Raw genomic sequence first — 8,284 nt, 5'->3', positions numbered from 1 at the left:
ATTGCGTGCATTGCAAAACCTGCGATATCAAGGATCCTACGCAGAATATCGTCTGGGTCACGCCTGAAGGTGGCGGCGGGCCTAACTATCCGCATATGTGAGTGTCTGTTGAGTTGTGAATCGTCCCGGATTATGTGGAATGTAAAGAATGATGGAAGGTGCAAAATTTAATAGTGGATGACTAAATTTGGTGATTTGCCCGCTTATCTCCCGCCGCAATGAATTTATCGGCAGATATTTTTTAAATAGACAAGAAACGCTCAACTCTGTCTCAAGCACCGAGGTTAAGCGGTTGATTCGCATGCTGGATGCTGCGGTCCGGGAGCAGGCAGGACAACAAAAAACCCGCGTTCTCGTGAGAGAAACGCGGGTTTTTGTATGTCCGAAAACATGTTCTTGGTGGTGATAGGTGGACTTGAACCACCGACCCCAGCATTATGAATGCTGTGCTCTAACCAACTGAGCTATATCACCAAACAGCGGAAGATTATGACGTTTTCGGGGGGGCAAGTCAATATGAAATTGCTGGCCTTTGCGATATATCGCGCGCCGCGGCTGGATTTGATGGTCGGACAAAGCAGACAATTAATTGCGTAAGTTGCAATTAATCGGCTTGTGCATGCAATCCTGCCGGCCTTACCTGGCGTTTTCGCTTGCGCGGGTGATCTGCTGCAAAATGCTGGCCGCAGCAGTGGGTGCCAGGCAATCGATGACATGGCGTTCCGGCATCGAACGCAACCAGGTCAGCTGCCGTTTGGCGAGCTGGCGTGTCGCGGCTATGCCTTTTTCACGCAATTCGCCCAGGTCGTATGCGCCATCCAGATATTCCCAGGTTTGGCGATAGCCTACACAACGCATGGATGGCAAGCCCAGATGCAAATCGCCGCGTGCGCGCAAGGCCTCTACTTCTTCTATCAAGCCACCACCTTCCAGCATTGCATCGAAGCGCGTCGTTATGCGCGCATGCAGCACGCTGCGCTCGGATGGTTCCAGCGCAATCGGCAATACGTTAAATGGCAATTCCATTTTTGGCGCCTTGGCCAACAATTCGGACATGGGCTGACCAGTCAGCGCAATGATTTCCAGTGCGCGCTGTATGCGTTGCGCATCATTGGGTTTGAGGCGCGCGGCGGTGACTGGATCGAGTGCGGCCAGCTTGGCATGCATCGCCGGCGAACCGATGACGGCGGCTTCGGCATCGAGTGCAGCCCGGAGTCCTGCATCCGCCTGCGGCAATGCATCCAGCCCGTCTTTCAAGCCCTTGAAGTACAGCATCGTGCCGCCAACCAGCAAGGGCAATTTTCCGCGTGCGACGATGTCTGCCGCCAGCCGTAATGCATCCTGGCGAAATTGCATGACCGAGTACGCTTCCAGCGGGTCGAGTATGTCGATCAAATGGTGCGGTACGCGGGCGCGTTCTGCGGCGCTCGGTTTTGCGGTGCCTATGTCCATCTCGCGATACACGAGGGCGGAATCGACTGAAATGATTTCAGATGGGATGCGTTCGGCGATCGCCAGTGCCGCCGCGGTTTTGCCGGCGGCGGTGGGCCCCATGATAGTGACGATCAGCGGTTTTTCAGAAGGCTTGGTCATGCGCATGCTGCCTGCAAAGCTATCGTATGCATCAAGGCCACCCTAGCGTCCGCGCTCGAAGAGTTTATCCAGATCGGACAAGCCCAACTGCACCCAGGTCGGTCGGCCATGATTGCACTGGTCGGCCCTTTCTGTCGCTTCCATCTGGCGCAGCAGTGCATTCATTTCCGGTACGCTCAGCGTGCGGTTGGCGCGCACGGCGGTATGGCAGGCTAGTGTGCCCAGCAATTCATTGCGTCGCTCGACCAGCACGCGCGAACCGCCGAATTCGCGCACATCGCGCAAGACATCGCGCGCCAGTGTTTGCGCATCGGCAGTTTTTAGCAGTGCGGGTACGGCGCGCACCGCCAGCGTGGTCGGCGACAGGGCGGCGATATCGAAGCCCAGCGAGTGCAGGATGTCCTGGTTGTCTTCTGCAGTGCCGACTTCGACGTCATCGGCATAGAAGGTGACCGGGATCAGCAGCGGTTGCACCTGCATTGCATTGTCGTCGAGTGCATTTTTCAATTGCTCGTACAGGATGCGTTCGTGCGCGGCATGCATGTCGACCAGCGCGAGTCCTTTTGCATTTTGCGCCAGGATGAAAATGCCATGCAATTGCGCGAGCGCAAAGCCGAGAGGAAATTCACCGTCAGGCAGGGATTGCGCGGGATAGTTGGTAGCGACCGGATTGGCAATGACGCTGCCATCCTCATTGGCGGCAAGTGGCGCATGGCCAAACAGCGCGCCGTAGCTGGCCGTGGTTTGCGCCACGCCATACGGCGTATTGAATTGCTGTGCGAATGTCGTCTGCTGTTGCTCGCGCAGCCAGGGCATCGCGCCGGATGGCGCTGGCGTGGGGGATGGCGCTGCGCCGTATGCAGTGGCCGACGTCTGCGCCAGTGCACGGCTGACGGCGTGAAAGACAAACTGATGCACGGCGCGGCTGTCGCGGAAACGCACTTCTATCTTCGAGGGATGGACATTGACATCGACCAGTGCCGGATCGAGATCGAGGCTGATCACATACGATGGATAGCGGTCGCCATGCAAGACATCCTGATAGGCCGAGCGTACTGCGTGCATGAGCAGCTTGTCGCGCACGAAGCGGCCGTTTACATAAAAATACTGCGCATCGCCGCGCGCCTTGGATGCCGTCGGCAAGCCGATGTAGCCATGCAGGTGCAGCGGACCGGCCGCTTCTTCCAGCGGCAGGCGCGCCGCAGAAAATTCGTGGCCGAGTATATGCGCGCTGCGCTTGGCGATGTCGTTGACGGCCCAGTGATCTATCGTCTTGCCGTTATGCGTGAGTGAAAACGACACGTCCGGGCGCGACAGGGCGATGCGGCGCACGACTTCTGCGCAATGGCCGAATTCGGTTTGCTCGGTTTTCAGGAACTTGCGACGTGCCGGCGTGTTGAAATACAAATCCTGCACATCGACGGTGGTGCCGGGTGCGCCGGAGGAAGGCGCTACCGTGCTTTTCTGGTCGGCGGTTTGCACGCCGACGATTTCCCATGCATGTGCGGCATCGGCGGTGCGGGACGTCAGCGTCAGTTGCGCCACCGACGCTATGGACGCCAGTGCTTCGCCGCGAAACCCCAGTGTCGCGACATTTTCCAGTTCGGTCAGTGTATTGATCTTGGAGGTTGCATGCCGCGCCAGTGCCAGCGGCAATTGTTCCGGCGCGATGCCGCGCCCATTGTCGGTGATGGCGATGCGCTTGACGCCGCCCTGTTCCAGTCGCACGCTGATTTGCGTGGCGCCGGCATCCAGTGCGTTTTCCAGCAATTCCTTGACGACCGCCGATGGGCGTTCGACCACTTCGCCGGCGGCGATTTGTGAAATGAGCTGGTCGGAGAGCGGCTGGATGGGCCGAATGGATGGTGAGGGTGCATGCATGCACGGATTATAACGTCGCCAGCGGGTGATCTGCAGCGCAGCGGCTTTCGATAGCGCGGTATTTCTCTGGCATCGGGTTCATTAGCGGTGGTGTATCATGCTGCCGCTACCAAGGAAAATTATGGATTTCATGCAGTTCTTCGACATGATTTTGCATGTCGACAAATATCTCGGTCTTTTTATCGAACAATACGGCGCGCTGATTTACTTCGTGCTGTTCATGATCATTTTTTGCGAAACCGGCCTGGTCGTCTTTCCCTTCCTGCCCGGCGATACGCTGCTCTTCATCGCCGGCGCTTTCTGCGCTGCCGGCAGCATGAATATCTGGCTGTTGTTGAGCCTGTTGATCGTCGCCGCGGTACTAGGCAATACAGTGAATTACTGGATAGGTCACCGGATAGGCGAAAAAGTATTTACGCACGACTATCGCTGGCTGGACAAGGATGCCTTGCGCAAGACGCATGCCTTTTACGAGAATCATGGCGGCAAAACCCTGGTGCTGGCGCGTTTTGTGCCTATCGCCCGCACTTTTGCGCCGTTCATCGCTGGCGTATCAAAAATGACTTTCGTGCGTTTTCAATTCTTCAATTTGAGCGGCGCGATTGCGTGGGTAGCCTTGCTGGTGACGGGCGGCTATCTGTTCGGCAATATCCCGTTCATACGCGACCATTTGAATGCCATCGTACTGGTCGGTGTGGGTGCGGCGGCGATTCCGGTGATATTGGGTGCGTTGTGGAAAGTCGTGCAGCGCTTCAGGAAATAAGAGTCGTCGTGCAGCCCGTCCTCATGCGGTCTGGCTTCACGTCATCCGGTTTTTCGCCAGCGGCGGATTTTTCGCGAAGTATTTCCTGATGCCTTGCGTGACTGCATCCGCCATCCGATCCTGATAGGCATCGTCGTTCAACTTTGCTTCTTCTTCCGGGTTGGAAATGAAGGCTGTTTCGATCAGGATGCTCGGGATATCCGGCGCCTTCAATACGGCAAAACCGGCTTGCTCCACCGCGCCCTTGTGCAGGCGATTGATGCCGCCTATCTCATTCAATACCGCTTTGCCCAGCTTCAGGCTGTCGTTGATTTGCGCCGTGGTCGAGAGATCGAGCAGCACGCTGGCAAGCTGGATATCATGATGCTTGATGTTTGCGCCACCTATCAGATCGGCGGCATTTTCCTTGTTGGCCAGCCAGCGCGCGGCCGTCGAACTGGCGCCCTTTTCCGACAGTGCGAATACCGATGAGCCGTTTGCCGTTGCCTGCACAAACGCATCGGCATGGATCGAAACAAACAGGTCGGCTTGCACCTTGCGGGCCTTTTGCACGCGTACATGCAAGGGCACGAAATAATCGCCATCGCGGGTCAGCATCACGCGCATGTTCGGGTGTTGTTCGAGCTTGGCCTTGAGCCGCTTGGCAATCGCCAGCACGATGTTCTTTTCATAGCTGCCGCCGCGCCCTACTGCGCCTGGATCTTCGCCGCCGTGACCAGGGTCGAGCGCGATCGTCAGCATGCGGTTGACTTGCAGTGCACCTTTGGGTTCTGCGTAGGGCGGCTTGATTTCAGCCACCGCTGGCGGCATCGTCTCTGACGGCCGGTCCAGCGACCATTGGCCTCTTTCTATCAGCGCCGCAATCGGGTCGGGCGGATTGACCGGATACAGGTCGAACACCAGCCTGTGCTTGTAGGTACCGACTGGCGCCAGCGTGAAGACTTGCGGATTGACTTCTTCCTTCAGATCAAACACCAGCCGTATGACATTCGGCCGATTCTGGCCTACGCGCACCTGCTTGATGTAGGGGTCGTTGGACTGGATTTTGGCGACCAGGCTTTTGAGCGTTGGACTCAGCTCCAAGCCTTCCACATCCACCACCAGCCGCTCGGGATTCTTGATGATGAAATGCGTAGTTTTTAAATTGGAGTCGTTTTCCAGCGTGACGCGCGTGTAATCATCTGCCGGCCAGACGCGCACGGCGAGAATCTGCGCCGCCAGCGCAGGCATCGGGGACAGCAGTGAAATCAGCAGCGTGCCGCCCGCCTTGAGTACGGTGCGGCGCACTTTGGCATTTACAGGTTGGGAGCGAATTTCAGTCGGTTCAGACATTCAACACCTTGATCAGACAACGCTTGCAATTCTACATCACGTCCTTCGCCCGCCACTGCGAGTGAAATACTGATGTCGGGAGGAGGCAGTACCGCTTCAGCCTTTTCCGGCCATTCGACGATGCATATGGTTTGGTGGTTGAAGTATTCACGGAATCCGGCATCGAGGAATTCTTCGGCGCTTATCATCCGGTACAAATCGAAATGGATCACATTGACGCTGGCGCCATTGATTTCAACTGTATAAGGTTCAGCCAGCGTGTAGGTCGGGCTTTTTACATGGCCGGTGTGGCCCAGCGCATGCAGCATCGCGCGGGTCAATGCGGTTTTTCCGACGCCCAGATCGCCATGCAGATAGATCGTCAAGCCAGGTTGCAGGGCGCGTGCGAGCGCTGCACCGAGGGCGATGGTGCCGGCTTCTTCATGCAGATGGGCGGTGAATTGTTGCATTGAAGGTGCAGTCAAATTGTGGTTGATGAAAAATATGCTAACAGGCCGGACAGCCATACGATGCAATTGCCGCAGCGGAGTTCAATTCTCCGCTGATCTTTCGCCGCGCATGAGCCCAGGCGCGCATCACATAGTGTTTACTGTAGCAGCGCCAGCCAAAGTGGCAAGGTGCCCATCGAAATCAGCGTTCCGGCTGAAATCAGGAAGGCGACAAAGGGGCCATTGCCACCCATGCGTACCGCCAGCACATAAGCGCTCGATGCCGTCGGCAAGGCGGCGAACATGACGACTATCTGCAGATGCAGCGGCGACAGTCCGACCCATAGACCCAGCGCATACGTGATCGCCGGCACGGCCAACAGCTTGACTGCCAGGAAGTAGGTGGCGATGCCTTTCGAGGCGTGCAAGCCGCTCAGGCGCAGGCCGGCGCCGACCATGATCAGGCCCAGCGCGATCGATGCATTGCCCAGTCGTGACAGGAAGGCGCTCGCCAGGTCCGGCAAGTGAAAGCCGAGCAGGTTGAACAGCACACCGCCCATGGTTGCCATCAATAGCGGATTTTTCAGCAATTCCAGCAGCAAGCCGCCCTTGTTTTTTACCAGCGCATGCACGGCAGCCATATTGCACAGGGGGACGGCAAAGCCGATCACCAGGCCCATCAATGAGGTGCCTTGATCGCCGCCGAGCCGGCCGGCGATCGCCAGGGCGATATAGGAATTGAAGCGGAAAGCGGTTTGCACGCCGGATTCAAAAACCATGGGCTGGGATTTGAACAGCGGTTTGGCCAGCCAGCCGAGCAGGATGCCGCTGACGCAGGCGGCGATGGCGATTTGCAGAAACTGGCCGGTCGCAGCGAAATTGATCGGTGAACGTGCAGTCGAATAAAACAGCAGCGCCGGGAACAGCACGTAATAAATCAGCTTTTCCATCCCGTTCCAGAACTCAATACCCCACTTCGTGACGCGAAACAGCACGGCGCCGAACAGGATCAGCATGAAATCAGGTAGCAGGATGTTGATGATATGCATGGCGATCAGCGCCGGGCGCTGGAATAGAGGGACAGTTCAGGATGGTGGAAGCAGGTCGCAACATGCAATGCGCCCAGCGTCGCATGAGCGAAATTTTATTTCAACAGGCGTGCCAGCTCGACTGCGGTCTTGACATTCATCTTGTCGAAAATATGGGCGCGATGAACTTCCACGGTACGCATGCTGATGCCCAGCTTGTCGGCGATCACCTTGTTCATTTTTCCTTCCAGGATCAGGTCCAGCACTTCGCGCTCGCGGCCCGACAATGCAGACAGGCGCGTGTTGATCGCGGCGCCGGCAGAGGCTTGCTCCGACGCCGTCAGCGCTTCCTGGATCCTATCCATCAGCGTGTTGTCGTTGAACGGCTTTTCAAAAAAATCGAAGGCACCGCGCTTCAGGCTGTCGACTGCCATCGGTACATCGCCGTGGCCAGTCAGGAAAATCACCGGAAATACCTGCGTCAAGCCGCGTGTAGAGAGCAAGTCGAACAGGGCGATGCCGCTGACATCGGGCATGCGCACATCCAGCAATACGCATTGTCCTTGCGGATGGCTGCGCGTGATGCCGTCCAGGGCAGTCAGAAATGCCTTGCCGCTTTCGTAGGCGGTCGCCGGAATGCCGCGCGACTTTGCCAGCCACATCAGCGAGTCGCGGATTACTTCTTCATCATCAATAATGTGCAGCATCGTATGTCCTGTCAGTCTGCCGGTACGTCATGGGCTGGCCCATGACGGCGCTAAAGCTGGCGCATGAAAACCTGCGCCTCTGGCGAAATAGTCAACCTTGTTTGCCCTGCCTGCTCAAACGCGGTCTGTACGCATTGTCGTGTCGATCACCGTATTTTGCAACGTCGGCAGTGAAAAACGGAAGATCGTGCCACCGCCCGGATTGTCTGCATGGGTGAGCGTGCCGCCGTGGAATTCGATCGCCGTGCGGCATATGCTCAAGCCCATGCCCATGCCGTCCGCCTTGGTGGAAAAGAATGGCGAATACAGGCGTTCAGCCACTTCCGGCGTAATCCCGTGCCCCTGATCGCTGATCGAGACGATGACGTTGGGCGGACTTGCCGCATCGATGCTCGCGGCAATGCTTAACACCCGTTTTTCGGGTGCCACGCCCTGCATCGCCTCGATGCCATTGCGCGTGAGGTTCAGCAATACCTGTTCCAGCAACACGCGATCGGCCAGCACGGGTGGCAAGGTTGATGGAATATCGGTCTTGATTGTGACGAAGTATTG

The 8,284-nt window shown here is 57.2% G+C and carries 9 protein-coding genes and 1 tRNA gene; 2 read left to right on the top strand and 8 right to left on the bottom strand.

Annotation, left to right across the window (positions count from 1 at the left end; genetic code table 11):
• A partial coding sequence (locus tag Q7T06_RS08830) for a 4Fe-4S dicluster domain-containing protein (RefSeq protein WP_304783623.1) occupies positions 1-101 on the top strand: 101 nt, incomplete at its 5' end.
• Positions 102-397: 296 nt separating this feature from the next.
• Here the strand turns inward: Q7T06_RS08830 and Q7T06_RS08825 are convergent.
• From Q7T06_RS08825 to mutL, 3 genes are all read right to left on the bottom strand, one after another.
• Positions 398-474: transfer RNA gene (locus Q7T06_RS08825), tRNA-Met, on the bottom strand.
• A gap of 162 nt (positions 475-636) precedes the next feature.
• Complete coding sequence (gene miaA / locus Q7T06_RS08820; protein ID WP_304783620.1) at positions 637-1,599, bottom strand: tRNA (adenosine(37)-N6)-dimethylallyltransferase MiaA; 963 nt, start codon at positions 1,597-1,599, stop codon at positions 637-639.
• Between the two features lie 36 nt (positions 1,600-1,635).
• On the bottom strand, positions 1,636-3,474 hold the full coding sequence (gene mutL, locus Q7T06_RS08815) for a DNA mismatch repair endonuclease MutL (protein WP_304783616.1): 1,839 nt from the start codon (positions 3,472-3,474) through the stop codon (positions 1,636-1,638).
• 121 nt (positions 3,475-3,595) lie between these two features.
• Here mutL and Q7T06_RS08810 point away from each other — a divergent pair, with 121 nt between their 5' ends.
• Positions 3,596-4,237 carry a VTT domain-containing protein gene (locus Q7T06_RS08810; protein WP_304783612.1) on the top strand — a complete coding sequence of 214 codons (642 nt, stop codon included), beginning with the start codon at positions 3,596-3,598 and terminating at the stop codon, positions 4,235-4,237.
• Between the two features lie 36 nt (positions 4,238-4,273).
• On the opposite strand, the gene Q7T06_RS08805 is transcribed toward Q7T06_RS08810, so the two are convergent.
• From Q7T06_RS08805 to Q7T06_RS08785, 5 genes are all read right to left on the bottom strand, one after another.
• Positions 4,274-5,569 (bottom strand): N-acetylmuramoyl-L-alanine amidase, encoded by a 1,296-nt coding sequence (locus tag Q7T06_RS08805; RefSeq protein WP_304783609.1) that lies wholly within the window; start codon positions 5,567-5,569, stop codon positions 4,274-4,276.
• Positions 5,533-6,018, bottom strand: a complete 486-nt coding sequence (gene tsaE, locus Q7T06_RS08800) for a tRNA (adenosine(37)-N6)-threonylcarbamoyltransferase complex ATPase subunit type 1 TsaE (RefSeq protein ID WP_304783606.1) — start codon at positions 6,016-6,018, stop codon at positions 5,533-5,535. Before tsaE ends, Q7T06_RS08805 begins: the two co-directional genes overlap by 37 nt.
• A gap of 137 nt (positions 6,019-6,155) precedes the next feature.
• Positions 6,156-7,046, bottom strand: a complete 891-nt coding sequence (locus tag Q7T06_RS08795; RefSeq protein ID WP_304783602.1) for an AEC family transporter — start codon at positions 7,044-7,046, stop codon at positions 6,156-6,158.
• 95 nt (positions 7,047-7,141) lie between these two features.
• The gene (locus Q7T06_RS08790; protein ID WP_304783599.1) at positions 7,142-7,732 is read right to left on the bottom strand and encodes a response regulator transcription factor; all 591 of its coding nucleotides are present in this window, start codon (positions 7,730-7,732) and stop codon (positions 7,142-7,144) included.
• Between the two features lie 114 nt (positions 7,733-7,846).
• The coding region (locus Q7T06_RS08785; RefSeq protein WP_304783595.1) for a sensor histidine kinase at positions 7,847-8,284 on the bottom strand (438 nt) is incomplete at its 5' end.

The organism is Herminiimonas sp., from assembly GCF_030645555.1.
Taxonomy (GTDB): domain Bacteria; phylum Pseudomonadota; class Gammaproteobacteria; order Burkholderiales; family Burkholderiaceae_D; genus Oxalicibacterium.
This window is presented reverse-complemented; position numbering and strand designations above follow the sequence as displayed.